We start from the raw sequence: 24,920 nt of genomic DNA, 5'->3' as shown, positions 1-24,920 counted from the left end.
AATGGGCCAGCAAATGGAGCAAGAAGGGTACTTCGGAGAGTTTGGGGGGAGCTTCGTCCCCCCGGAATTGCAGGAAGTGCTGAACTATTTGAGCGAACAGTTTTATAAGTTCAAAGACGACCCGGACTTCCAACAGGAGCTTAGCTACTATCTTCGCGAATACGTCGGCCGCGAGAGCCCGCTGACGTATGCCGAACGGCTGACCGACGCTTGGGGCGGCGCCAAGATTTATCTTAAGCGCGAAGATCTGAATCATACCGGAGCGCACAAGATCAATAACGCCATCGGCCAGATTCTGCTTGCCAAGCGGATGGGCGCCAAGCGGATCATCGCCGAGACGGGCGCCGGCCAGCACGGCGTCGCTACGGCGACGGCTTGCGCGATGTTTAATATGGAATGCGTTATCTACATGGGGGCGGAGGATACGCGCCGCCAAGCTCTGAACGTGTTCCGCATGGAGTTGTTGGGCGCGACCGTCGTGCCGGTAGACAAAGGCCAAGGACGTCTGAAGGATGCCGTGGACGAAGCGCTGGGCGATCTTGTTCGCAATTATCAGAATACGTTCTACTTGCTTGGCTCCGCCGTTGGCCCTCATCCTTTCCCGACGATGGTCAAGCACTTCCAATCGGTAATCAGCGAGGAATCCAAGCGCCAGATTGTTGAGAAGGAAGGTCGTCTTCCGGATGCAGTCATCGCTTGCGCAGGCGGGGGCAGCAACGCGATCGGCGCGTTCGCCCACTACCTCGACGAGCCGAGCGTTCGTCTGATCGGCGTCGAACCGGATCAGGCGCCAACCTTGACGGAGGGCGTGCCTGGCGTTATTCACGGCTTTAAGTGTCTGGTGCTGTTGGACGAGCAGGGAGAGCCCAAGAAAACCTATTCGATCGCCGCAGGGCTCGACTATCCGGGCATCGGGCCGGAGCACAGCCATCTGAAGGTGACTGGCCGGGCCGAGTACGTTACGGTAACCAACGAGGAAGTACTTGCAGCATTTCAGGAGTTATCTCGCGTAGAGGGCATTATTCCTGCGCTGGAGAGCTCGCATGCGCTTGCCTATGCCAAGAAGCTGGCGCAGGAGATGAACCGGGATCAGGTGCTGATCATCAACCTGTCCGGGCGCGGGGACAAGGACGTGGAGCAAGTGTTCCATATGCTCAAGAAGTAACGAAACCACCTACTTTGGCAGGTTCATCCGATAGGGGATGAACCTGTTGGGCGTTAAGGCCGATTACGCTCTAGCTCATTTCCACGATGCGGTTAATCTCTGTGCCTTCCGTATTTTTCCCCAATAGTCTGCGCAGCATAAACTTCGCCATCTTGAACTTGTTGCCGGAATCCCAATACTCGGCCGTCTCGGGATGTACCTTGATGAGCACGAGATTAGGATCGTCAAACGTCGTCTCCAGCAACTCCTCGTACATCGGATTCCAGAATTGCTTCAGCTTCTCCACATCTTCCACCAGCTCGGCTGTGCCGCGAATAGAAACGAAGGACTTATCCGCATAGGCCACGTTGACTTGTTGATTTCGAATCAGTTCGTGGAATTTGCCGCTGTCTTTCTGAGTCAGGAACCATAGGCTGCCGTCGGAATCCATCTCCTGGGTTTTCATTGGACGCGACACCAAGCCTTCGTCCGATACCGTCGTCAGCATCGCCGTAGGAATGTTCTTGATCAATTCGCGTACTTTGTCGATCGCTTCCTGCTGTTCGGAGGTTGCAGTCGTCATTCAGCTCACCCTTTCATTTTTTCCCTTAGTATGCCATTCGGGACGTCCTTTCCATTCGGGGAACAGGAGTGGTCGCAGGAGGAATTGAGTAACGGCGTACAAGATGACAGATGCCCATTATCTATCCATCCATCGATCATCCTTCGGTACATCTTGGTTTGCTTAGGGGACAGCCCCGCTCTGTCCGTCAAATGTAGGCTTGACCGGGAGCGAGATCTGAAGGAAAATGAAAGCGCTTCGAATAAAGCGGGAGGTGAGGGCATGAATTGGCGCAAATGGCAGACGATCAAAAGCAAAATTCTCGTATCGTTCATCGTCCTGCTGATCATTCCGATGTCGCTCATCGCCGTGATTAACTATTTGAAGAGCGCTTCGATTCTGGAAGTCAAGGCGAGAGAGCAGTTCCAGTATTTGTCCGAGGGGACGAATCAACAATTCACGCAATATATGAAAAATCTCGATACGCTGTCGATGAACATCGTCGAAGCGCCGGTTATCCAGAAGAGGCTGATGCAGCCCTTCGTTCCGCCCGTCGAATGGACGACGAAACAGATCGAGCAGGAATCCGAGGTGAAGAAGTTTCTGGCCGGCATTCATAAGCTGACCCCGGGGCTGGCCGGCATTGCCGTATTCGGCTATAACGGCATCGTCGATTATACGCATCCCGATCGGAACTTCGTGGCAGAATTCGACTATGTGCAGGAGGAGTGGTTCAAGAAGGCGGCTGCGCGCAACGGAAGCTGGGTGCTCAGCGGCCGGAGAGTCGAACGGGAATTTTCCTCGTACCAAAGCCCCGGCGAGGTGGAGGTCGTCACGTTCGCGAGGGTGATCAACAGCTTGAACTCGCTGCGGCCGATGGGCGTGCTGGCGATCAATATGAAGATCAGCGAGTTCGAAGCGATCCTTGGCATCGCCGACAGAGAGCGTTATGTCGTCATTCTGGACGAGGAGGGCCGGACGATCCTGTCCACGAACGGCGCGGAGGACCGGCTTAGGGACGAGGGCTGGCTGCAGTCCAGCTCGCTCTCTCCGGTCACCGGGTGGACGAGCATTCATCTGACCTCGAAGGAGGAGCTGTTCAAGGAATCGAAAAATATTCGCAGCTTCATCATCATGCTGACGATTCTGCTGTCGGCCTGCGCGGTCGTGCTGGCGCAGTTGCTCTCCTCCGGCATCGTAAGGCCGCTGCAAACACTGAAAGACAAAATGCAGCAGATCGAGAAGGGACAATTCCAGGGAGAAATTACGCTCGTTCACCGGGACGAGGTGGGCGAGCTGACGCAGCGATTCAATCGAATGATGGTGCGCATGAAGAGTCTCCTGGAGGAAAATCGGTATAGGGAGCAGCAAAAGGCGCAATTGGAGATGGATGCCCTGCAAGCGAGGATCAATCCCCATTTTCTGTACAATACGCTGATGGCGCTTCGGATTCAAGCGGTCACCGACGGAAACCGCAAGCTGGGCGAGCTGATTGCTTCGCTCGTTCATCTGCTGAAGTTCAGCGCCAAGAACAAGAGAAAGATGATCAAGCTGCGGGACGAACTGGAGCTGATCTCGCAATATGTCAAGCTGATGCAGCTTCGCAACGAGAACTTCGATTTTCGGCTGGAGGTCGAACCGGATCTGTCGGAGCATCTCGTGTTTCCGTTTTTGCTTCAGCCGATCGTGGAGAATGCGGTTTTCCACGGCATCGGTCCGCTGCACCGACGGGGCACCATCCGGGTGACGCTGCACAAGAGCAGCGGGCAGATCGTCGCGGTTGTAGAGGATGACGGCGTCGGCATGGACCGGACGGCCAGCCGCAAGCTGCTCGAGGCGGGTGAAGAAGCGGAAGGCGGGGATCACTATCACAAGATCGGCGTACGCAACGTATACGAACGGCTGAAGCGGCAGTTCGGCGAAGCCGCGGATATTCAAGTCGAAAGCAGGCCGCAGGCCGGCACGAAGGTGTCGGTCCGCTGGCCGGTCCTGAAGGAAGGGGATGAATCTCATGAGGGTGCTGCTGGTTGAAGACGAGACGATCGTCCGCAGATTCATCAAGTCGCTGATCGATTGGGACGCTCACGGCTTTACGGTAGCGGGGGAGGCGTCCAACGGCGAAGAGGCGTGGAAAATTCTCGCTTCCGAACAGATCGACATCGTGCTGACCGATATCCGCATGCCCGTATTAAGCGGTTTTGAGCTGATCGAACGCGTAGCGGAGAGCGAATTGGCGTGCGAAGTGATCATTCTGAGCAGCTACGACGATTTCGAATACGTCCGCACGGCGCTTAAGCTGAACGTGAGCGACTACGTGCATAAGGCTACGATCTCCGACGAGGAGCTGCTCGGTTGCCTGAACAAGGCGAAGGCCGACTGGCTCAAGCGGCAGGAGCAGGCGATCGTGATGTCCGACCGTACCGCGGACGTACAAACGTTAAGCCGTCAGGGCGTCGTCGCCGCCAATCTGCTGAAGATGGCGCTGGAGGTAGCGGCGGATCGGCAATATCTGGCGCTGGTGAGCGAAGGGCTGTCGCATTGGCGCGAACCGTTTCGGGCGGCCTTGGCCGCCGCTACGGCCGAAGCGTCCGCTGCGGCATTCGAGGACGGGAACGTGCTGGCGTTCTCCTACGGAGAATGCCGGATTTTCGCGGGCGGCGAAGGCGTGCCGGCCTCGGCCGCTGGCAGTCAATCGGAAGCCGTCGTCTATGACGAACGTCCGATTTCGTTCGCGGAGTGGCCCTCGGTCTACGCCTCGCTGAAGCGAAAGCTGGACGAACGCATGGAGGAGCTGCGGCAATCCCGGTCGCTTCACGGGTCGATCCGCCAAGCCGTGGAGTACTTGCAGGCTCATTACATGGGCGAGCTGACGATGGAGGCGGTGTGCGAGAGGGTGCACATGAGCGCAGCTTACTTCAGCCGGCTCTTCCAGAAGGAGACAGGCGTGACGTTCACGGCTTACTTGACGAATCTTCGTCTGCAGGAAGCGAAGCGCCTGCTCCTCCAAACGGAATATCCGGTATACGAGATCGCCGAGAAAGCGGGCTACCGCAACACCCGCTATTTCATGAAGCTGTTCAAGGAGACGGTCGGACTTACGCCGACCGAGTATCGGGAGCGGCCGGATCAAGAAAAGTGACCTAAAAGGCAAAAATATAGACTTGATTCGCGATAAGGGAGCGGTCGCTGTCAGCTTCCGCTCAAATCCGGTCAAGAGAGGAGACTTGTTGGTCATAACAGTCTCCTTTTGTCGTTAAAGCGCTTGCAATACAATTGATTTGTAAGGTGCAAGCGTTTACAAAACCTTCGGAGGGATCGGATCATGATGAGCAAAAAATGGCTAATGATCGTACTAGGAGCGGTTCTGTTGCTGTCGGCTTGCGGCAACGGCGGAAAGTCGGAGGGGCAGTCTCCGGCACCGTCTTCGGCCAGCCCGTCGCAGCAGGCGGCCGGCGGCGAGAGCGGAGAAGGCGGAGACGTATCCGGCACTGTCAACGTTCTGACACAGGCGTTGGAGCCGACGAAGATGCTGGAGAAATTCGCTGCGGAGCATCCGAACATCAAGGTGAACTGGGAAACGATCGGAGGCGGCAAAATCTCCGAGGTCATCAAAACCCGGCTGGCGGCCGGCGGCGAGAACGTCGACTTGATTACGCCGCTGCGCCCGGATTACCTGCAGCTGGCCAAGACCGGCCAATTGGTCGACCTGAGCGACCTGCCCTACCTGGACAACTATAATCCCGCGGTCATCGAGGGAGGTAAAGTGGACGGCAAGCTGTACGCCCTGTCCATGTCCATGAACTTCTATGTCACGTGGTACAACAAGACGATGTTCGACAAGCACAATCTGAAGGAGCCGACGAACTGGGAAGAGTTTCTGGCCGTAAGCGAAGCGCTCAAGCAAGCTGGCGAAGTGCCGATCGTGATCGGGTCCAAGGATTACGGCGAGAACAATCACTTTAGCACGATTCCCTACGGCTCGCTGCTGAGCGACGATCCGACATGGGTACAGAAGGTCGGCCGGGGCGAAGCCAAGTGGACGGACTCGGAATCGATCGCGGCAATGGAGAAGTATAAACAGCTGGCGGACAAAGGGTATTTCATCGAAGGCGCGCTCGGAATCGGGAAGGATCAGGCGTACCAGATCTTCTATCAGGGCAAGGCGGCTATGATCTCCCAGCAGGTCGGCGTCATCGAGTTCCTCGCGGCGAACACGCCGGACTTCGAGGTCGGCGCCTTCGCGCCTCCGGGCAACGAGCCGGGACAGGAGCTTCGCCTTCCGTTCTCGGGCGGCCATACGCTGGCGCTGTACAACGGCAGCAAAAACAAGGAAGCCTCCAAGGTGTTCCTGGAGTTTATCTCGCAGACCGAGAACGCCCAACTGATGACGACGGAAATCAACCTGCCGAGCTCCGTGAAGGGCGTCCAGTACGATTTCCATCCGATCGCCCAAGTGCTGATGCCGCTCCTATCGATGCCGACCTCGGATCTGATGCACGCAGTCGTGCTTCCGCAGACGAAGAACGTGCTGGCGACCGCCTTCCAACGCATCATCTCGAAGGATAAAAAGACGATCGAGGAGCTGGCCAAGGAAGTTCAAGCCATGACGGACAAGGAACTCGCGTCCCAACAATGACAAGATAAGGCATGCGATTAGAGGATTAGAGGGAAGCTTCGAGGAACGGCACCGTTCCTCTGGCTCCCGTCAGAACGAAGGTGAGCGCAGCTGTGAAACGAAGAAGGACGCTAAGTTTGCTTGTATTTATCCTCCCTTCCATCGTCATCTACACGATGTTCGCGATGTATCCGAGCTTGAGCGGATTATATTATTCCCTGACCAACTGGGACGGCATTTCGCCCGGCTACAAGATGATCGGGCTGGCTAATTTTCGGGAGATTTTCCAGGATCCGCTGTTCTATAAATCCGTAAAGAATTCTTTCGTTTTCGCGTTTCTCGTCGTGATCATCAAGAACGCGCTAGCGCTGTGGTTCGCGATCATGCTGGACAAAAAGCTGAAATTGACGAGTTTTTTTCGCAGCGTTTTTTTTATGCCGGCCATTCTGAGCTCGATCATCGTCGCGTATACGTGGGTGACGATTTTTAATCCGGTATTCGGTTCTTGGCAGACGATGTTCCAGGCGATCGGGCTGGACGGCATCGCGAAGCTCGATCTGCTGGGCACCCGATCGACCGCGCTGTACACGGTCGTCTTCGTCTCTATCTGGCAGAACATGGGCTATGCCATGGTAATCTACCTGGCCGGCCTGCAGACGATTCCGGCCGATCTGTACGAGTCGGCGGGCATAGACGGCGCCGGGCGCTGGAAACAATTCCTGCACGTCACGTTCCCGCTGGTTGCGCCGGCGCTCACGATCAATATGATTCTGTCGACGGTGAACGCGCTGAAGGAGTTCGACCTCGTCTATATTCTGACCGGCGGCGGTCCGTTCGACTCCTCGCAGGTGATCGGGACGGCCATCTACAAGATCGCGTTCGAGATGAACCGATTCGGCTACGGCATCGCCATGTCCCTGATTCTGTTCCTCATCATCGCGGTCATCTCGCTCGGACAGCTGAGATACCTGAAGAAGCGGGAGGTGGAGTACTAAGATGGCTATCTTGCGTAGAATCGAGCAGAGCTCCATCTACCTTCTCCTGTCGGCAACCAGTCTGCTCATTTTGTATCCGATCGCCCTGATCTTCATTTCTTCGCTGAAGACGAGTCCGGAGTTCATGGCCGATCCTTTCGGCTGGCCGCAGCAGTGGACGTTCGCCAGCTACGAGGCCGCGTGGCACAGCGCCAATTTCTCGACCTACTTCGGCAATAGCGCGATCATTACCGTGCTCAGCATCGCGTCCATCGTTCTGTTCGGATCGATGACCGCATACGGGCTGAGCTGGAATTTCAAAGGCAGCAAGACGTTATTCAGCTATTTCCTGCTTGGGATCATGATCCCTATTCAAGCGAAGATCATCACGCTGTTCATCCTGCTCAAGCAGCTCGGAATCATCAATACGCACTTCGGCTTGATTCTCGTGTTCATCGCCTTTAATTTGCCGATGGCCGTGTTTATCTTCTTCGGATTTTTCAAGACGATTCCGGTAGAGCTGAAGGATGCGGCGCAGCTGGACGGCTGCTCGGAGGTCGGGACGTTCTGGAGGATCATTCTGCCGATCTCGCGTCCGATCATTGCCACGGTCGTCATCTTGACCGGCCTGTACGTGTGGAACAGCTTTTTCCTGCCGTTGATTTTGCTGCAGGACAAGAAGCTGTTTCCGATAACGCTCGGACTGCAGCGGCTGAAAGGCGAATTTTCCGTGGATTGGCCGATGTTCTTCGCCGCCATGGTGATGCTGATGATTCCGATGATCGTTCTGTTCGTCCTGATGCAGAAGCAGTTCATCAAAGGCTTGACCAGCGGCGCCGTCAAGGGATAAGCAACAAGGGAGAGCGATAAGCATGAACGATGTACATGGAAGCGCGCTTGCGCATGTCAATACCTATTCGAAGCCCGCGGAGCTTCGCATTACCGATATCCGCTTCGCGGACATTCACGGCATTCCGACTCATTGCAGCCTGATTAAGGTCTACACGAACCAGGGGCTCGTCGGATTCGGCGAGGTTCGCGACAACGCGGAGAAGCTGTACGCCCTGATGCTGAAGAGCCGGCTGATCGGAGAGAATCCGTGCAACGTCGACAAGCTGTTCCGGCGGATCAAGCAGTTCGGCGGCCACGGCCGTCAAGGCGGCGGCGTCAGCGGGCTGGAGGTCGCCCTCTGGGACCTGGCGGGTAAGGCGTACGGCGTTCCGGTCTACCAGATGCTGGGGGGCAAGTACCGCGATCGGATCCGCATCTATTGCGACACTGACGTGGACGGCAAGGATACCGGTCGCGCGATGGGCAAGGCGCTTAAGCAGCGGATGGAGAAGGGCTATACGTTTCTGAAAATGGACCTGGGAATCAACCAGCTCGTCGGCGAGCCGGGCACTCTGAGCGGACCGCTCGGGTTCGTGGAGGAGGTGCGGACGTTGGCGGACAAGTGGCGCGACCGCTTCGCCAATCCGCTTACCCCGGACGAGAAGCGCAGGCATTACGAGCTGACGAATATCGGACATCCGTTCACCGGGGTCCACGTTACGGAGAAAGGGTTGGAGATGCTGGAGCAGTACGTAGCCGAGGTCCGGGAGGAGATCGGCTACGAAGTTCCGCTGGCCATCGATCACTTCGGGCATATCGGCGTGGAGGACTGCATCAAGCTCGGCCGTCGCATCGAGAAATTTAATCTCGCCTGGATGGAGGACATGATCCCCTGGCAGTACACGGAGCAGTATGCCCGGCTCGCGCGATCGGTCACGACGCCGATCTGCACCGGCGAGGATATCTATTTGAAGGAAAATTTCGAGCCGCTGATGGCGGTCGGCGGCATCTCGGTCGTCCATCCGGACGTCTTGACCGCCGGCGGGATTCTGGAGACGAAGAAGCTCGGAGACATGGCCCAGTCTTACGGCGTCGCCATGGCTATCCATATGGCGGAAAGTCCGATCGCCTGCCTTGCCGGCGTGCACGCGGCGGCGGCGACGGAGCATTTCCTTGCGCTGGAGTTCCATTCGAGCGACGTGCCGTGGTGGGACGATCTGATTGTGAGCAAGCTGCCCAAGCCGCTCGTGCAGAACGGTTATATCCAGGTGCCGGAAGCGCCCGGCCTGGGCATCGAGGATCTGAACGACGAAGTCATCGCGCAGCATCTTCACCCGGAGATTCCGGGGCTTTGGGAGCCGACGGACCAATGGGACGTCTCGTGGTCGAACGACCGCCTGTGGAGCTGAGCTGACGCGCTCGGATAACGAACAGAAGAGAGGGAACGGCGAATGAAATACGACAACCCGGAAGACATCATCCAGGTGACGCCCTTATGGACGGGAGAACGTTTCGCGAACGGACGTCCCAAGGTGCCGGACGATATATTGCGCAGAATGCGGCGCATTACGTTGGAGGAGGCCTGGAGCCCCTTATGGCGCCGAGGCTACGACTTTCAATACCAGGGAGATTTTCAGGCCGTGCATTCGGACATGACGATCGTCGGCCGGGCGGTGACGGCGGTGTTCGTGCCCGAGCGGCCCGATCTGAACGACGCGCTGCTGCAATACGGCAATCGGGACGAGGGGCGCAAGGGCTTCTTCAACCAATGGGTCATCGACAGCCTCGTCGAGGACGACGTCGTCGTGGCCGACATGTTCGACAAGATCTACAAGGGCACGTTCGTCGGCGGCAACCTGACCACGGCGATTTCCACTCGGACCAAACGCGGAGGAGCAGTCGTCTGGGGAGGTATGCGGGACGTGCAGCAGGTGGAGAAGATCACGAACGTAAACGTGTTCCATCGCGGCATCGATCCGACGCCGATTCGTCAGGTGACGATGACGGGCATGAACGTGCCTTGCCGCATCGGCAACGCGATCTGCTTGCCCGGCGACGTCGTGATGGCGACGCCGGTCGGCGTCCTCTTCATCCCCCCGCATCTCGCGGAGCTGGTCGTCGTACTGGCGGAGAAGTCGCAGGTTCGCGATGTGTTCGGCTTCGAGCGGTTGGAGCAAGGCGTCTACACGACGGCCGATATTGACGGCGATTGGACGACGGCGCTGTGGCAGGATTTCCTGGAATGGTTCCGCACGTCGGACAAAGCGGCGGATTATCACTCGCTCGCCTGGGACGAGGAATGGGCGGAGGCTCAGGAGCGGGAAAGCGGCGGAGGAACGTCCGACGGCGCGCCGCGGGCTTAACGAAGATAAGGAACAGTTACCGGACGTAACGATGGAGGTGATCTGCAGATGCAGATGCAGAAGCGTATCATGCCCTTGGAGCGGAGGGGGATTACGACCAGCCGGCTGGCCTTGGGCTGCATGAAGCTGTGCGGAGGCATGAAGGCGACCCCGATTACCGCAGAGGAGATCTTGATTGCGGAGCGGGCGGTGGACGCGGCGCTCGAGGCGGGCATCACGATGTTCGACCATGCGGACGTATATGCGCGGGGGCAGGCGGAGGAGGTGTTCGGCGAGGTGCTCCGAAGAAGGCCGCAGCTGCGGGATACGATCGTCATCCAATCCAAATGCGGATATCGGGTAGAGAGCGGCTCGCCCAAGATGTACGATTTCTCGCGCGATCATATTCTCAGGGCCGTAGACCGAAGCCTGGCCCGGCTCGGAACGGATCGTCTGGATATTTTGCTGCTGCACCGGCCGGACCCGCTGATGGAGCCGGAGGAGATCGCCGAAGCTTTCGACAGGCTGCGGGAGACCGGCAAGGTCGGTCACTTCGGCGTCTCCAATCTGGGGGCCGATCAGATTCGCTTCCTGCAGGAGGCGCTGGATATGCCGCTTGTCGTCAATCAGCTCGATCTGAGCCTCGGCAAGCTCGACTGGCTGGACAGCGGCGTGCTGATGAACCGGACAATCGATCAGACGGTGCGCTTCCCGGAAGGGACGATGGAGCATTGCCGGATGCACAATATTCAGCTGCAGGCCTGGGGCTCCCTCGCTCAGGGGCGTTTCACCGGCCGCGAGATGGGGGCGGGAGGTACGGAGGCCGAGAGGCTCACCTCGGAGCGGGTCGGGCAGATGGCCCGGGAGAAGGGGACGACGCCGGAGGCGATCGTGCTCGGTTGGCTGATGAAGCATCCGGCGGCTATCCAGCCGGTCGTCGGGACTCTTAATCCCGCGCGAATCGCCGCTTGCGCGGACGCCGTCCGGCAGTCGAAGACGATGACGCGCGAGGAATGGTATGAGCTGTATCAGACTAGCAGGGGGCATGAGATTCCATGAAAAAATTGCTGAACGATCCCGCGCGCGTCGTGGACGAAATGGTCGAAGGCTACGTAAGCGCGTTTCCGCAATACATTCGCCGGCTCGAGTCCAGTCCGAGAGCGCTCGTGCGCCGGGAGCTGCCTCAGGGCAAGGTCGGCGTCGTCATCGGCGGCGGCTCGGGCCATGAACCGGGCTTCATGGGTTATGTCGGGCAAGGCTTCGCCGACGGCGTCGCCGTCGGCAACATCTTCGCGTCCCCGTCGCCCGATCCGATCGTCGCCGTTACCGAAGCTGTGCACCATGGCGCTGGCGTGCTGTATATTTACGGCAATTATGCGGGCGACGGCATGAACTTCGATATGAGCGCGGAGCTGGCGGCGATGTCGGGCATTCGCACGGCAACCGTCCGCATCACGGACGACATCGCTTCCGCGCCGGCCGACCAGGCGGAGAAGCGGCGGGGAATCGCCGGATTCGTACTGCTGTTCAAGGTGGCGGGCGCCGCCTCCGAGATGGGCTACGGCTTGGAGGAGCTGGCTCAAGTATGCGCCAAGGCAAACGACAGAACGCGCACGATGGGCGTCGCGCTCAGCCCGTGTACGTTGCCGCAGACGGGCAAGCCCGCTTTCGAGCTGGCCGACGACGAGATGGAGATCGGTCTCGGCATTCATGGCGAGCCCGGCATGGAGCGAGGCAAGCTGGCGTCGGCGGACGAAGTGGCGGAGCGGCTCATGGTTAGCATCTTGAGCGAGCTGGAGCTGACCCGGGGCGACCGGGTCGCCGTTCTGGTGAACGGACTCGGTTCGACGACGATGATGGAGCTGTTCATCGTCTTCCGCAAGGCGGCGGCCATACTGTCGGAGCTGGGCGTGAGCGTGCATCGCTCCTATGTGGGCGAATACGTGACATCCATGGAGATGGGCGGATGCTCGATCACGGTCATGAAGCTGGACGACGAGTTGACGAAGATGATCGATCATCGGGCGGACTGTCCCGCTTTTACGCAAATCTAAACAGGCAGAGGAGAAGGAGTGGCGATATGATCTTGACCGCAAGCGATTGGAAACGGATATGGACGGAGATCGGCGAACGGATCGAGGAAAAGAAAGAGGAATTATGCGATCTGGACCGCGTCATCGGAGACGGAGACCACGGCATCTCCATGGCCATCGGCTGGCAGGCGATCCGGGAGGATCTGGCGCGGCTGGAGAGGGAAGAGGATCTCGGCGCGCTGATGAGATCCGTATCCCGGACGTTTCTGAACGCGGTTGGCGCGTCGGTAGGCCCGTTGTACGGCACCGCGTTCCTGCGGGGCAGTGCCGTTCTGATCGGCAAGGAGGAAGCGGAAGCCGAGGACGTCATGCGATTTTGGATCGCAGTGGCGAACGGCATCCAGCAGATGGGGAAGGCGCAGATCGGCGACAAGACGATGCTCGACACCTGGCTTCCGATCGCCGCCTCTCTCGAGTCTTCGCTGGAAGCGGGAGAGGCGTGCGAGCCGGCACTGGACAAAGCGGCGGAAGCGGGACGGATCGGGATGGAAGCGACCCGCGACCTGATCTCGCGGCTGGGCCGCTCGGGCAGGCTGGGAGAGCGCTCCAAAGGCCACATAGATCCGGGAGCGGCCTCGGCTTACGTCTTATTCTCGGCATTCGTCGACGCCTGCAAAAGACTTAAAGGAGCGAGTTCAACATGAGCAAGCGGACGATGGTCGTTCTGCAGCCGCTGCCCGGCGGCACGATGGAGCGCATTCGTCTTGCCGCCCCCGGCTGGGACATCGTCGGCGGAGCGGAAGCCGACGGGCTGTCGCGTCTGCGGGAAGCGGAGATCGTCTGCGGCTGGAAGCCGGAAGCGGCGGAGCGATGCCTGGCCGAAGGCGCTCGTCTCCGGTGGCTCCAGGTTTGGGGCGCGGGTGTGGACAAGCTGCCGCTGGACCGGCTCGACCGGGCGGGCGTGACGGTGACTACGGCCAGCGGCGTCCACCCCAATCCGGTGTCGGAGACGGCGTTTGCCATGATGCTGTCGTTCAGCCGGGGGCTGCATACGGCCGTTCGCAACCAGGTGCGCAGCGCGTGGCAGTCGGCGGGAAGCCTGAGCGAGATTCACGGCAAGACGCTCGGCATCGTCGGCGTCGGCGTCATCGGTCTGGAAATGGCCAAGCTGGCCAAAGCGTTCGGCATGCGAGTGATGGGCATTCGAAGATCGGGTGAGACGGCCGAGAACGTAGACTGGATGTGCGACATAGGCGGATTAAACGAGCTGCTGCGGGCCAGCGACTATGTCGTCGCCGTGATGCCGCTGACCGGCGAGACGCGCCATATGTTCGGCCGGGATCAGTTCGCGGCGATGAAGCGCACCGCTTATTTTATCAACGTAAGCCGGGGCGGCACGACGGATACGGAGGCGCTGGTGGCCGCTCTGAGGGAAGGGGAGATCGCCGGAGCCGGTCTCGACGTTTTCGAGCAAGAGCCGCTTCCTTCCGGGCATCCGTTATGGGCGATGAACAACGTCATCGTGACGCCTCACAACGGCGGGGTGACCGACCGGTACGAGGAGCGGGCGACGGACATTTTCCTCGCGAACCTGGACGCTTACTTGCAGGGCCGAACGCTGCCGATTAACCGTGTCGATCCGGTCCGACAATACTAACCGAACGAGGGGAACCAAATGCTGAAGCTAGCGGAAAGGCTGGGCACGCACGAATCGCCGTTATGGACGCTGTGCAAGCAGATGGGCGTCAACTACGGAGTAGCGGCATTGCCGCCTGAGCATCAGGGATGGAAGCCGTGGGATTACATGAATTTGCTGCAGATGAAGACGCGGTACGAGAATGCCGGTCTTCGGATCGAGGTCATCGAATCGCGGCCTCCGGCAAATCTTACCAAGCTCGGCAAGCCGGGACGCGACGCAGAAATCGCGACCGTGCAAGAGCTGATCGTCAATATGGGCAAGCTGGGCATACCGGTATGGTGCTACGATTTTATGGCCGACTTCAACTGGTTCCGTACTTCGACGACGACGCGGACGCGCGGAGGAGCGTTAGTCTCCAGCTACGATCATTCCCTCGTCGCGGAAGCGCCGTATTCGGAGAACGCGCCGGTCAGCGAGGACGAACTGTGGTCGAACTTGAAATATTATCTGGAGAAGATCGTGCCGGTGGCGGAGAAGGCGAAAGTCAGGCTGGCGCTTCATCCGGACGATCCGCCAATCTCGCCGATTCGCGGGATGTCCCGGATTCTGACGAGCGCCGACGCGCTTCAGCAGGCGATCGACCTGGTGCCGAGCGAGTACAGCGGCATCTGCCTGTGCCAGGGCGTGCTGTCGGCCGCCGGAGAGGATATACCCGCTACGATCCGCCGGTTCGCAAAGCAGGATAAACTGTTCTTCGTCCATTTCCGCGACACGAGGGGGACCGCCGAACGATTCGAGGAAACGTTCCACGACGACGGAATGACCGATATGTACGAATGCATCCGGACGTATGCCGAGGTCGGCTTCGACGGGCCGCTCCGGCCCGACCATGTGCCGACTATGGCAGGCGAAGACAACGGCAATCCCGGATACGAGACGATGGGACGCCTGTTCGCCGTAGGGTACATCAAAGGGTTAATGGACGGAGTCTATCGTCCCTCCTAATACAGCATCGCGCTTGGCGAAGGCAAGCGAATCGTCAGCTGTGCTCCCGGCCAGTCAGGAGCCGGCATCGGTCTTCGGAAGGGGGCATGAAGCCTGTGCCTGCCGTAGTCGCAAGGAGCTGTTCGATCGACGCTTCCTGCTCTTCCCGACGCGCGCAAGCTCGGGATTGACCCGACTCAATTGCTCGGCTGCGGCTTCCGCTTTGCGATGGATGAATACATGATGTCAGCTCTCTTTTCTGCTTAGTTATCCAGTTGTTTTTCTGCGGATTGGCGGGACACGGACTGCAGCGTCCGGACCTATAGGCCGTCCGCTAATTACCTATATTTTGGTTTGCTCGCCCGCAATCATTTGTGGGCTTTTTGGCGTCTATAGGAAAGATGATGCGCGGACCGGACGAAGCGTATATCAATAAGATCGCCGCATTGCAAAAAAATAGGCCGCCATGAAAAGTAAAGGGACTCTCGATTGTATTACAAGAAAAGGAGGAGTTGGAGGTGTACAATTCATCTGGGCTCAATGAATCTGTATCGCGGACACGGAAGAAGTGACGCAGGACGTCTTTCTGGCTTATTTGCAAGGTAGGCGACCTGTGGGTGACCGTGACTCCGGAGACCGAGGGCAAAATAAGACGTTTCGGAGCTGCGTACAGCCTCATCCGGGAGCACCCAAGGTGCTCCCGGCGTGTTTCCGCGACATCTCTTTTGATGCTTCATTTCGCAAACACGTGATTGCCTATTCGGGCCGTCACTGTGCGGCTTCTCACCCAAGCGTTGTCCGTTTTCTTCGGATTGTAGAAGACGATAGCCCCTTTGCTCGGATCGGTGCCGTTCAGCGCGTCCTGCACGGCCTTAATCGTCTCTTGGCTTGGCGTTACCGAATATATCCGTTTGTCCAGCACCGGAGAATACTGATAATAGGCTTTTCCGTTGTAGTGCTCAACCTGGAAAATCGTATCGATAATCGTTGACGGCCAATCCGGTTGACCCACGCGGTTCAAGATCGAAGCCGCAACCGCGACTTTGCCGGCGTAGCTTTCCCCCGACGCCTCCGCTTCCGTAATCCGCTGCAGCCAGAGAAGCTCTTCATCCGCCGCTTGGCTTTGCTGGGCTTTCATGAGAGGGACGCCGTCTGCAGTCGAAATGACCGCGGCCTGTTTCTGCGAATCATAACGGACGCCTAGACCAAGCTTTGTCGCCGTATAGGCTAGCGGCACGTATGCGGTTCCGTTGATCAGCGTCGTCCGCGTATCCAGATTGTCCCGATGCCATATCGATTCAGTCGCGCGCGAATAATCGGTATAACGCTCCCCTGCGGGAAATCCAACCTGGATATTCGGTGTTTGCAGTACGGCCGAACGATAACGATCGTCCCAGCCGACAGAGATATTTAAGCCGCGAAACCAGGAGGCCGGCACAAGTTGATAGCCGTTCTGTACAATCGCGGTCGTCGAGACCGGTTGATCGTTGACGTAGATCGTCGTGCTGTCGAGCGACTGCGCCGAGCCGAGAGCCGGCCATGCCATAACGAATAAGAGCGACAAAGAGATGGACCAACGTTTTTTTGACACAATACTCTCTCCCTTCACTCGCATCATCATACGATAAAATCGCAGGCTGTCCGTCTGGAAGATTGAGGATGATGAGAGAGGGAGAGGGGCCTCAAATCGTGCAAGTCTTGATATAGCTGGATTTATCGTAAACCGGCTTTTGGGCATTCTGATAAGAATGAGTAATTTTTAACCGCAACTATGACAGAATCTGTCACTATCGCCGGCTATGATGGTCTAAGGCAACCAAGCCTAATAGAAGGAGGATGGCAAAATGTATGTTACAGTAGAGGATTTTATAGCGGAATGGAACAAGGAAGCCGGGTTGACTCAAGGCGTTCTGGACGGGTTGACGGACGAGGCGCTAAGACAGCGGGTGTACCCGGAAGGCCGTACATTGGGACGGATCGCTTGGCATTTAACGGCGAATATTCCGGAGTATTTAACGGAATTCGGCGTCCCGGTCGAGGGGGCGGGCGATTCGAACGAGGTGCCGTCCGCGCGGGAAATTGCCGGGACCTTCCGGACGAATGTCGCGGCTGCGGCCGACGCTATCAGAAAGCGGTGGACGGACGATTCGCTGAAGCTGACTCAGAATGCGTTCGGAAGAACGGAGTCGAACGCCATGATTTTGATGGGATTGATCAAGCATATCGTTCATCACCGCGGACAGCTCACCGTTCTGATGCGTCAAGCGGGGCTGCCTGTCCCGGCGGTGTACGGCCCCTCGAAGGAAATTTGGGCTCGAATGGGAGTAACGCCGCCGCTTTAACAAGCGCCGCGTGCTTTGGAGACTAGGCCGCGCAGGATCGTCCCGACTTGCACGGTCTGGTTGTCGTTTTCTCTTTCGGAATGCAGAAAAAAAGCCTGCGCCGTTTTACGGACGGCACAGACCCTTTCCTAAGCAACTGATATTTAGGGATTACCAGTTGTTGCCCGATACGCGAACGACAGTGAAGCCCGGGCTCTTATTTTCGCCGTAGATCGCCGAAACGCCGGGATTATTCACCTTAACGTTGGTGAAGCTCGCCGCGCCGACGGCCGGTCCTTGCCCGTTCTCCGCCTTGGCGACCAGCTTGATGCCGTAGCGCGACGGATTGTTGATCGTAATGTTTTCCAGACGAACGTTCTGCATGGGCAGGTTTTCAGGAGATTTGGACTGGAACATCAGGCCGAAGTAGACCGGATTGTTGATGTCGACGTTTTTGACGACGATGTTTTTGAAGTCCCGGTCGCCTCCGAAGAACCAGATCGCCCCGAAGTTCTGATAATCGTTGATCTTGTCGTCGGCGCCGACGCTCGTCCAGAAATCTCCGCCCGTGCGATCCAGCGTCACTCCGTCGATGACGGTATCCAGAGCGCCGAAGCCGAGCGTGTTATACCCGAAGCTCAGGCTGCTCACCGTCAAACCCGGATAGGTCAGCGTATCTGCGCCGTACAGGTTCTGGAACAGATTGTCCTGACCGCCGTAGACGGCGAAAGCGGCTGCGCGTCTGACGTTGGTGGCGGTAAGATTCGTATACTTGTTGCCTACATTGTAAGAGCCTCCCGCATCGATTGCGCTGAACAGAGCGAAGGAATCGTCGCCCGTGCCGCGAGCGTAATTGTTGTCGATAATGTTGTGGGAGGAGCCGTTGGTCATATTGATGCCGTCGGCGAACAAGTTTTTAATCCGGTTGTTCTTGAACGTGTTGTACGAGGAGTTAACTCCCCAATACAGGCAAATAAAGTGCTCGGCCCAGATGTTCTCGATCGTCACGTTCTGCATGCCGTTGCCGTCGATGAACTTGCCGGGACCGTCCTGCCTGTAGATGTAGTTGCCCCAAGCGGACAGGTTCTTGATCGTCGAGCCGTTGGCGGCGGACGAAATATTGAAGCCGACGTCGGTGTTCGTCTGATTTTGCGGAGCCATCAGCTTTGTATGCCACGGGCCTGCCCCGATAATCTCGGTAGCCCGCCCGTACAAGAAGATTTTGGACGAGATCGTCCATTCGCCGGCAGGAATGAAAATTCCCTTCTTCGACGAGTCCTGGCGGAATTCGTTCAGAGCCTGCTCGATCGATTTGCTGGCCGACACTTCTACATATTTGGCCGGGTCGGGGTTCGAAGCGGGCGGAGCGACATTCTCCGTCTCGAGCATGTCTACATAGATCCAAGGGACATCCCCGGCATCCTTCTGAATCCGAATTTTCGTTCCGACCGGATAGACCTGGTCGAGCATCAGCTGCGCATCCTCGTAGAGCCAATAAGCTTTGGAGCCGGAGTTGTTATAGCCGAGCTCTCCGAGAGTCGTCGGAGTCGCATAGACGTACGAGTACTTGGAGGTAACGGTAAAGTTGCCCTTATCCGCTCCGTTGACGTACAAGCTGATTGTGCCTGTCGTATTCTCCGATACGGCATTGCGGAGAACGAGCGCGTTCGCCGGAGCCGTCAGCGTAAATTCCACATATTCGCCGTTGGCGTCCAGGTGGACGGCTGAACGACCGGAGGCTTCGCCCGCGAAATCGCCCGGCGTGAAGTTCGGAGCGAGCCGCGTGCCGTTGGTGCTATTGGATGGAGCCTCCGCTTCCAAAATGGTGAACGGCATATTGGCGCCTCGGCCGGAATAAAGGCTGGCCGTACTCGTATTGTTCGTTTGCTTGACGGCGGCTTCGTTCGCGTCCGCCGCGACCGTTGTTGTCACCGTATAGCTGCCGTTGACTGCCGTCCACGTGCCAAGAGTGACGCTGGCCGACGCTCCTGCAGCCAAAGCTCCGTTGTAAGAGCCGTTGAACGTCTGTACGGTAGCCCCTGCCGCGTTTTTCAGCACAAGAGAGATGGCGTGAGAGCCGCTTGCCGAAGCGATATTGCCTTGGTTTTTGAGATTCACCGTAAACGCTACGGTATTTCCCGCGCTGGGATTGCTAGGCGTCCATGATGCGGTCGCAATCAGATCGGAGCTTTGCACCTGGCCGACGACCAGCGGCGATGACGAGGTGAAGCTGTTGTTCGAATTGTCCGTCTCGACGACCGTATCGCTCTCGTCGACTTTGGCGGAGACGGAGTAAGAGCCGGCCGTCTTCGGACCGATGTTGGCGGAGACGTTCGTCGACGCTCCCGCTGCAAGCGGGCCTACGGAAGCCGTTCCGACAAGACTGTTATCGAGGTAGAAGTTAACGCTCGAAGCCGGAGCTGCGACCGAGCCGGCGTTCCGAACGACGGCGTTAAGCGTAACGGCATTGGTCTCGATAGGGGAAGTCGGAGACCACGATAGTCCGGTGATCGTCAAATCCGGATTCGGAGCCATCGTGCCGATAATCTGGAATTCCGCCGCTTGTCCGCCGGGAGCGCCGGAGTTGGCGGTAAACCGGAGCTGCACGCGGCTCGCCGTGGCGTTCACGGGAATCGTAACCGTGTTCTGCGAAGCCGGATTAAAAGTATACGTGGCGGCGGATACCAGATTCGCGAAGGTGGAAGAGTTCTGATCGTGCCCCAGTACTTGAATCGTCTGCGTTCTCGTCGCCCATGCGCCGGCAGGATTGAGCTTGATGACGACGGACGTAATATTCGCGTTGGCCCCAAGATCCACGGTAAGCGTGCCGGGATGGCCGCCGGCCTCCCAATAAGTGCTCGTATCGTTATCGTTGGCATTCTCTGCCGTAAAAATAAGAGTGGAAGAGGAAGCGGCAATCGGTTTGCCGATGGCCAGGTTCGTATCGTTGCCGCCGCCTGAGCCTTGTCGGGTAACGGTATTGCTCGGCGCAGATACATTGCTGGCTGCATCCTTGGCGACGACGTAATAGGCGACGGTTGCGCTCACAGGCTGATTGTCTGTATAGGAGAGCGTTGTGCCGTTCACGCTGCCGCGCAACTGCCCATTGGCATAGACATCGTAGCCGGTTACTGCGACATTGTCCGTCGAAGCGATCCAGGTCAGCTGGATCATGTCCGAGGATGGCTGCGTATAAGCCAGATTGGTTGGCGCAGTCGGAGGCTGGGTATCTGCCGAGCTGCCCGGGGTAAAATTGATCCAGTTAATATTGAAATCGTAGCCGCTGGCATAGACGCGAAGCGTTTGCGGGCCGGCCGCCAGCGTTACGCTAGCGGTAACCGTCTGCCAATTTTGCCAGCCGCCGGTGTTCGGCACGGCCGTCGTAGCCAGCGTTGCGCTTCCCGATTGAAGCTGCAGCTGACCCGAAGAGCCGTTGCTGGCGACCCGATATTCTACCGTATACGCGCCAGCGGTTTGCACGTCTACATTGTAGTCGAGCCAGTCGCCGACGTGAATCCACCCGACGTTAAGTCCGCCGCCGGCATCCGACGTCGTCTCGGTCTGGATTCCGTTCATCGCGCTGTAATTTTCGGCTTCAACTTTGCCCGGAATGACCGAAGGTCCGGACGGGGCTGCTCCGTAGACCTCAAGCTCGGACAGCTGGCCGGCCGGCCAGCTCGTGTTAGCGGAGAAGAGAACTCGGACGTATCGCGCGCTGGCGGAAGCGAAGTCAATCGCGACCGAATTCCCCGTGCCGGGATTAAAAGTATAGCTGGCCGACGGCTTGAGATCCGAGAAGCTCGTTCCGTTCGAGCTGCCCTGGACGGCCAGCGTCTGCACGCGGCTCTCCCAGCCGGTCGGCAGCTTCAACACGACCTGGTCGATCGATACGGCGCTGCCGAGATCGACTTGGACCCATTGCGGGAATGCGTTATTCACGCTCTCCCAGTAAGTGCCCGGATTGCCGTCCGTAACGTTGGGTGCGACATAAACATCGGCATGTCCGGACTCCGAAGCCGGTTTCCCAGCCGCCAAATTCTGGCCGCCGGCGGCGTGGACATAAGCGGGAGCCCCGACGGGGGATAGGAATGTCCCCAAAATGAGCGTCACCATGCACACCCAAGCAACGACTCGTCCTTGCTTTCTCGTCATTTTCATTCTCCTTTCAAAATGGGGTGTTTCCGATGCAGGTCATCTAAGCAGGCTTCTCTATCCGCTCCTAATTCTCAAAATTTTCATAATTATCTATTGTAAGCGATGCCATTTCATAAGGTGATCCTCCTTCCCGGAAGCTTTGTTGGAGACTGCATCTTGATCATAAGACAAGATTGCGCTTCGGGTTAAGGAGTAATTCTATCGATATGATGTGCGGGATTATGCATCAGGCGCTCGCCCGATTCACTCGCTTCGATCCGTTGACGAATCGACGGCCTGGTGGGCGTCCCATTTCCTCCTAAGTCTCCGAAGAAGACCTCGTTCCTTCTTCTCCAGCTTGACGAGCCGAAGATAGTCCAGCAGCAGGCGGTATCTTTGATCGTCGTCATGGCCATGCTTGCGCATTTGTTCAAGAATATTTTTAGACATGGGGATCCACTCCGTTAGCTCAGTACTCTGCGACCTCCATTTTAGCGCTAAGGTCTCAACATTTTCTGAACAGTTTCGCTTTTTTTCGAGCAAATCTCCGAAAATTAGCAGTTCTCACATTTAACGAGAGGGTCTTAAGCCCTATTATCAGGGGAGATTGATCCGCAGCCCGTTCATGGTAAAATTTAAATATAAATAAAGAGGCCGTTTCTCATTATCGGACAAGAAGGAGAATGTCTTGTGCCATCGTACACGCTGCTGGAGCGTCTGCTGTTTCCGTCCGTTCGTCTGAACGCGCGGAAGCTGGAACGCCGATTGTCAGGGAAAACCGTACTGATCACGGGGGCAAGCTCCGGTATAGGAGAGAGGCTTGCCTACTTGCTGGCGGGGTTCGATGCGCGGCTGATCCTTACGGCCAGGCGCGGGGACAAGCTGGCTGCGATCAAAGCCGATATCGACTCGCGGACCGGCTTTAGAGCGGCAATCGACATATTTGCGGCCGATCTTCGCGAACCGGAGCAGACGGATGCTTTGCTTGCTTATGTGAGCGAGCTTCCGGGCGGATTGGACGCCGTCGTCAGCAATGCCGGTCATTCCATCCGGCGTTCGGTGCGAGAATCGTTGGATCGGTATCATGATTTTACCCGTACAATGGCGATCAATTATTTCGCTCCGGTTCGTTTGCTGCTGGGCGTTATCCCCTTGCTCGAAAAAAACGGCGGACATATCGCGAACGTCTCGACAGTTAGCGCGCTGCTGCTTCCCGTTCCGAACTGGGCGGCCTACCAGGCATCGAAATCGGCCTTCGACGTATGGCTGCGATCCGCCGCTCCCGAGCTAAATGCGCTGGGCGTCTCCGTTTCTTCCGTCTATTTTCCGTTAGTGCGGACGCCTATGATTGCGCCCACGGCCGCATACAAGAAAGCGCCTGCGATGTCCGTCGAGATTGCGGCGAAGATCGTCGCCAGGACCTTCTATTCCCGTTGCAGAGTCTATAAGCCATGGTGGCTTGCTGCCGGGGAGCTGGTCTCCGTGCTTTTCCGCGGGGTATGGGAGCGGTCCGCAGCTCGAAAGATAAGCAGAAAGGAGCGAGCGCGATGAAGCTGTATCGGCTGTTTTTTGTCCTCTACCGGATCGGTCTGCTCGCGCCTCGCCCGCTCTTTCGGCTGTACCGTTCTCTTTTCCGCCATGGGGTTAACCTGATGGCTTTGTTGGGCTTTGCCGCTTCGAGCTATGGCGACAAGACTGCGCTTGTAGATGCGGATGAGGATGAAGCGTTGACCTACCGCGAGCTGTATGATCAAGCCGTCTTGCTGTCTGACATTTTTAGGGATAGATATAGCTTGAAGGAAGGACGCAAAGTCGGGCTGCTGTGCCATAATCACGCCGAACTGGTGAAGACGATCTATGCAGTCTCTTCTACGGGCGCCGATCTCTATTTGCTGAATGCGGAAATGGGAGAGAGCCGCTGGAAGGCGCTCGCACTGAGTCATACCTTCGATCTTCTCGTCTATGACGAGGAGTACGACTTCCTTCTGCGAAGCGCATCCTACTCGGGGGCCGCGATTCCAATCGCTCACGACTCGGCAGTGTCGGTGAAATCTTTGATGTCCAATGTTGCTCCCGCTGACAGTCGGCATGATCGGAGAGCGGGCCGAAGCTCGGCTGGGAAGCTAGTGCTTCTGACAGGCGGGACGACGGGAGCGCCGAAGGAGGCTGCGCACAAACCGTCTCTGTTGGATTATTTGAATCCGTTCTACGAATTTCTAAGCCGCTTACGGATCGCGGAGCGAGAGACCGCCTATATTGCCACGCCGATCTATCACGGCTATGGGATAGGAGTGCTGCTGCTGCTCTGCGCCCTAGGCAAGAAGACGGTCGTGCGGCGCGGCTTCGACGCGGAGCGCGCATGCAAGCTCGTTCGAGAGTACGGCGCGGAAGTGGCGACGGTCGTTCCTCTCATGCTGCGCAAAATGCTTGAGGCCGACGCGGACGGCGACCTGCGCTCGCTTGCCTGCGTGGCCTCTGGCGGAGCCGAGCTGAACCCCAAGCTTGTCGAAGAGACGAGAGAGCGACTGGGCGACGTGCTGTTTAATCTTTACGGCACATCGGAGGCGGGACTTAATCTGATTGCGTCGCCGCAGGATCTCGCGCAGTCTCCCCGCACGGTCGGCAGACTTGTCCGCGGCTCCCGTTTGCGCATCGTGGACGAGCGGGACATGGAGGCTCGGACCGGCCAGGTCGGTCGCTTCTGCATCCGCAACGACTGGTCGGCGAAGAACGGCGCTCCCCGCTGGATCGAGACGGGGGATTATGGCTTGAGGGATGAGCGGGGCTTGCATTATCTTCGGGGGAGAACGGACAGCATGATCGTCTCGGCGGGCGAGAATGTCTATCCTCTGGAGGTGGAGCAGGTTCTGCTTACGCATCCCGATGTAGCGGATGCAGTCGTCATCGGCGTGCCTGACGAACGGTTCGGGCAGAGGCTCGCCGCTTATATAGAGCTTGCCCCGGTCCGTCACACGGAGTCTGCGGGCAGGAAGCAAGCCGCTCCGACCGAGGAAGAGCTACGGGATTGGCTGCGCCGACGATTGGCGAGATTCCAGATGCCCGGCGAGATCGTGTTCGTCGAGCGGCTTCCGTATACTTCTCTGGGAAAGCCGGATCGACGGCGATTGGCGGGCGAATTCGGCAATCGAAACGCGCGGGATAACGAGAACGGGGCGTCTCGCGGCGTCGAGTGATATACAAGTTTTATCAAGCTAATAGAAAGATGGAATGGCAAGTTTGCGGACTTGCTTTTTTCAGCGTTGTCACGGTTTTACGGCTGTATTCAAGGTTTTCCGCCCTGGAACAGGAGGGTTACACTGAATTTTCCGGCTTTCAACTCG

Annotated in this window: 20 protein-coding genes; 16 read left to right on the top strand and 4 right to left on the bottom strand. The window is 57.9% G+C overall.

The window, feature by feature from the left end:
* Nucleotide 1 precedes the first annotated feature (1 nt).
* Nucleotides 2-1,165, top strand: coding sequence for a tryptophan synthase subunit beta (trpB, locus tag J4772_RS35465; protein ID WP_209073485.1), 1,164 nt, complete (start codon nucleotides 2-4; stop codon nucleotides 1,163-1,165).
* A gap of 70 nt (nucleotides 1,166-1,235) precedes the next feature.
* On the opposite strand, the gene J4772_RS35460 is transcribed toward trpB, so the two are convergent.
* The gene (locus J4772_RS35460) at nucleotides 1,236-1,727 is read right to left on the bottom strand and encodes a pyridoxamine 5'-phosphate oxidase family protein (protein ID WP_209073484.1); all 492 of its coding nucleotides are present in this window, start codon (nucleotides 1,725-1,727) and stop codon (nucleotides 1,236-1,238) included.
* A gap of 261 nt (nucleotides 1,728-1,988) precedes the next feature.
* Between J4772_RS35460 and J4772_RS35455 the strand changes: the two genes are divergently transcribed.
* The 12 genes from J4772_RS35455 (at nucleotide 1,989) to J4772_RS35400 (ending at nucleotide 15,145) form a co-directional block, all read left to right on the top strand.
* Nucleotides 1,989-3,737, top strand: coding sequence for a sensor histidine kinase (locus J4772_RS35455; protein ID WP_209073483.1), 1,749 nt, complete (start codon nucleotides 1,989-1,991; stop codon nucleotides 3,735-3,737).
* On the top strand, nucleotides 3,718-4,845 hold the full coding sequence (locus J4772_RS35450; RefSeq protein ID WP_209073482.1) for a response regulator transcription factor: 1,128 nt from the start codon (nucleotides 3,718-3,720) through the stop codon (nucleotides 4,843-4,845). The genes J4772_RS35455 and J4772_RS35450 overlap by 20 nt, the downstream gene beginning before the upstream one ends.
* Nucleotides 4,846-5,028: 183 nt before the next feature.
* Nucleotides 5,029-6,342, top strand: coding sequence for an ABC transporter substrate-binding protein (locus tag J4772_RS35445; protein WP_209073481.1), 1,314 nt, complete (start codon nucleotides 5,029-5,031; stop codon nucleotides 6,340-6,342).
* Nucleotides 6,343-6,434: 92 nt separating this feature from the next.
* The gene (locus J4772_RS35440; protein ID WP_209073480.1) at nucleotides 6,435-7,316 is read left to right on the top strand and encodes a carbohydrate ABC transporter permease; all 882 of its coding nucleotides are present in this window, start codon (nucleotides 6,435-6,437) and stop codon (nucleotides 7,314-7,316) included.
* A 1-nt stretch (nucleotide 7,317) separates the two neighbouring features.
* Nucleotides 7,318-8,145, top strand: coding sequence for a carbohydrate ABC transporter permease (locus tag J4772_RS35435; RefSeq protein WP_209073479.1), 828 nt, complete (start codon nucleotides 7,318-7,320; stop codon nucleotides 8,143-8,145).
* A 22-nt stretch (nucleotides 8,146-8,167) separates the two neighbouring features.
* Complete coding sequence (locus tag J4772_RS35430) at nucleotides 8,168-9,535, top strand: mandelate racemase/muconate lactonizing enzyme family protein (protein ID WP_209073478.1); 1,368 nt, start codon at nucleotides 8,168-8,170, stop codon at nucleotides 9,533-9,535.
* 42 nt (nucleotides 9,536-9,577) lie between these two features.
* Nucleotides 9,578-10,489, top strand: a complete 912-nt coding sequence (locus J4772_RS35425; protein WP_209073477.1) for an RraA family protein — start codon at nucleotides 9,578-9,580, stop codon at nucleotides 10,487-10,489.
* A 54-nt stretch (nucleotides 10,490-10,543) separates the two neighbouring features.
* Nucleotides 10,544-11,527 (top strand): aldo/keto reductase, encoded by a 984-nt coding sequence (locus J4772_RS35420; protein WP_209077633.1) that lies wholly within the window; start codon nucleotides 10,544-10,546, stop codon nucleotides 11,525-11,527.
* Nucleotides 11,524-12,522 (top strand): dihydroxyacetone kinase subunit DhaK, encoded by a 999-nt coding sequence (locus J4772_RS35415; RefSeq protein WP_209073476.1) that lies wholly within the window; start codon nucleotides 11,524-11,526, stop codon nucleotides 12,520-12,522. Before J4772_RS35420 ends, J4772_RS35415 begins: the two co-directional genes overlap by 4 nt.
* Nucleotides 12,523-12,548: 26 nt before the next feature.
* On the top strand, nucleotides 12,549-13,205 hold the full coding sequence (dhaL, locus tag J4772_RS35410; protein WP_209073475.1) for a dihydroxyacetone kinase subunit DhaL: 657 nt from the start codon (nucleotides 12,549-12,551) through the stop codon (nucleotides 13,203-13,205).
* Nucleotides 13,202-14,158 carry a D-2-hydroxyacid dehydrogenase gene (locus tag J4772_RS35405; RefSeq protein WP_209073474.1) on the top strand — a complete coding sequence of 319 codons (957 nt, stop codon included), beginning with the start codon at nucleotides 13,202-13,204 and terminating at the stop codon, nucleotides 14,156-14,158. Before dhaL ends, J4772_RS35405 begins: the two co-directional genes overlap by 4 nt.
* 18 nt (nucleotides 14,159-14,176) lie before the next feature.
* A complete protein-coding gene (locus J4772_RS35400) occupies nucleotides 14,177-15,145 on the top strand; it encodes a mannonate dehydratase (protein WP_209073473.1) in 969 nt (322 codons plus the stop codon).
* 712 nt (nucleotides 15,146-15,857) lie between these two features.
* Here J4772_RS35400 and J4772_RS35395 read toward each other — a convergent pair.
* The gene (locus J4772_RS35395) at nucleotides 15,858-16,715 is read right to left on the bottom strand and encodes a cell wall hydrolase (RefSeq protein ID WP_181917976.1); all 858 of its coding nucleotides are present in this window, start codon (nucleotides 16,713-16,715) and stop codon (nucleotides 15,858-15,860) included.
* Between the two features lie 253 nt (nucleotides 16,716-16,968).
* On the opposite strand from J4772_RS35395, the gene J4772_RS35390 reads away from it, so the two are divergent.
* A complete protein-coding gene (locus J4772_RS35390; RefSeq protein WP_209073472.1) occupies nucleotides 16,969-17,466 on the top strand; it encodes a DinB family protein in 498 nt (165 codons plus the stop codon).
* A gap of 150 nt (nucleotides 17,467-17,616) precedes the next feature.
* Here J4772_RS35390 and J4772_RS35385 read toward each other — a convergent pair whose 3' ends face one another.
* Both J4772_RS35385 and J4772_RS35380 read right to left on the bottom strand, forming a co-directional pair.
* The gene (locus J4772_RS35385) at nucleotides 17,617-21,597 is read right to left on the bottom strand and encodes a carbohydrate-binding protein (RefSeq protein ID WP_247740939.1); all 3,981 of its coding nucleotides are present in this window, start codon (nucleotides 21,595-21,597) and stop codon (nucleotides 17,617-17,619) included.
* Nucleotides 21,598-21,843: 246 nt separating this feature from the next.
* Complete coding sequence (locus tag J4772_RS35380) at nucleotides 21,844-22,029, bottom strand: hypothetical protein (RefSeq protein WP_116063826.1); 186 nt, start codon at nucleotides 22,027-22,029, stop codon at nucleotides 21,844-21,846.
* Between the two features lie 240 nt (nucleotides 22,030-22,269).
* Between J4772_RS35380 and J4772_RS35375 the strand changes: the two genes are divergently transcribed.
* Together J4772_RS35375 and J4772_RS35370 are read left to right on the top strand one after the other, a co-directional pair.
* Complete coding sequence (locus J4772_RS35375) at nucleotides 22,270-23,130, top strand: SDR family NAD(P)-dependent oxidoreductase (protein WP_209073470.1); 861 nt, start codon at nucleotides 22,270-22,272, stop codon at nucleotides 23,128-23,130.
* Nucleotides 23,127-24,773: an AMP-binding protein gene (locus J4772_RS35370; RefSeq protein WP_209073469.1), complete on the top strand. Its 1,647-nt coding sequence runs from the start codon at nucleotides 23,127-23,129 to the stop codon at nucleotides 24,771-24,773. The genes J4772_RS35375 and J4772_RS35370 overlap by 4 nt, the downstream gene beginning before the upstream one ends.
* The last annotated feature ends 147 nt before the right edge of the window (nucleotides 24,774-24,920 follow it).

Source organism: Cohnella sp. LGH, assembly GCF_017671885.1.
In the GTDB taxonomy this organism is placed as follows: Bacteria; Bacillota; Bacilli; order Paenibacillales; family Paenibacillaceae; genus Cohnella; species Cohnella phaseoli.
The sequence above is the reverse complement of the archived record's forward strand: the minus strand, read 5'-3'. Positions and strand labels throughout refer to the sequence as shown.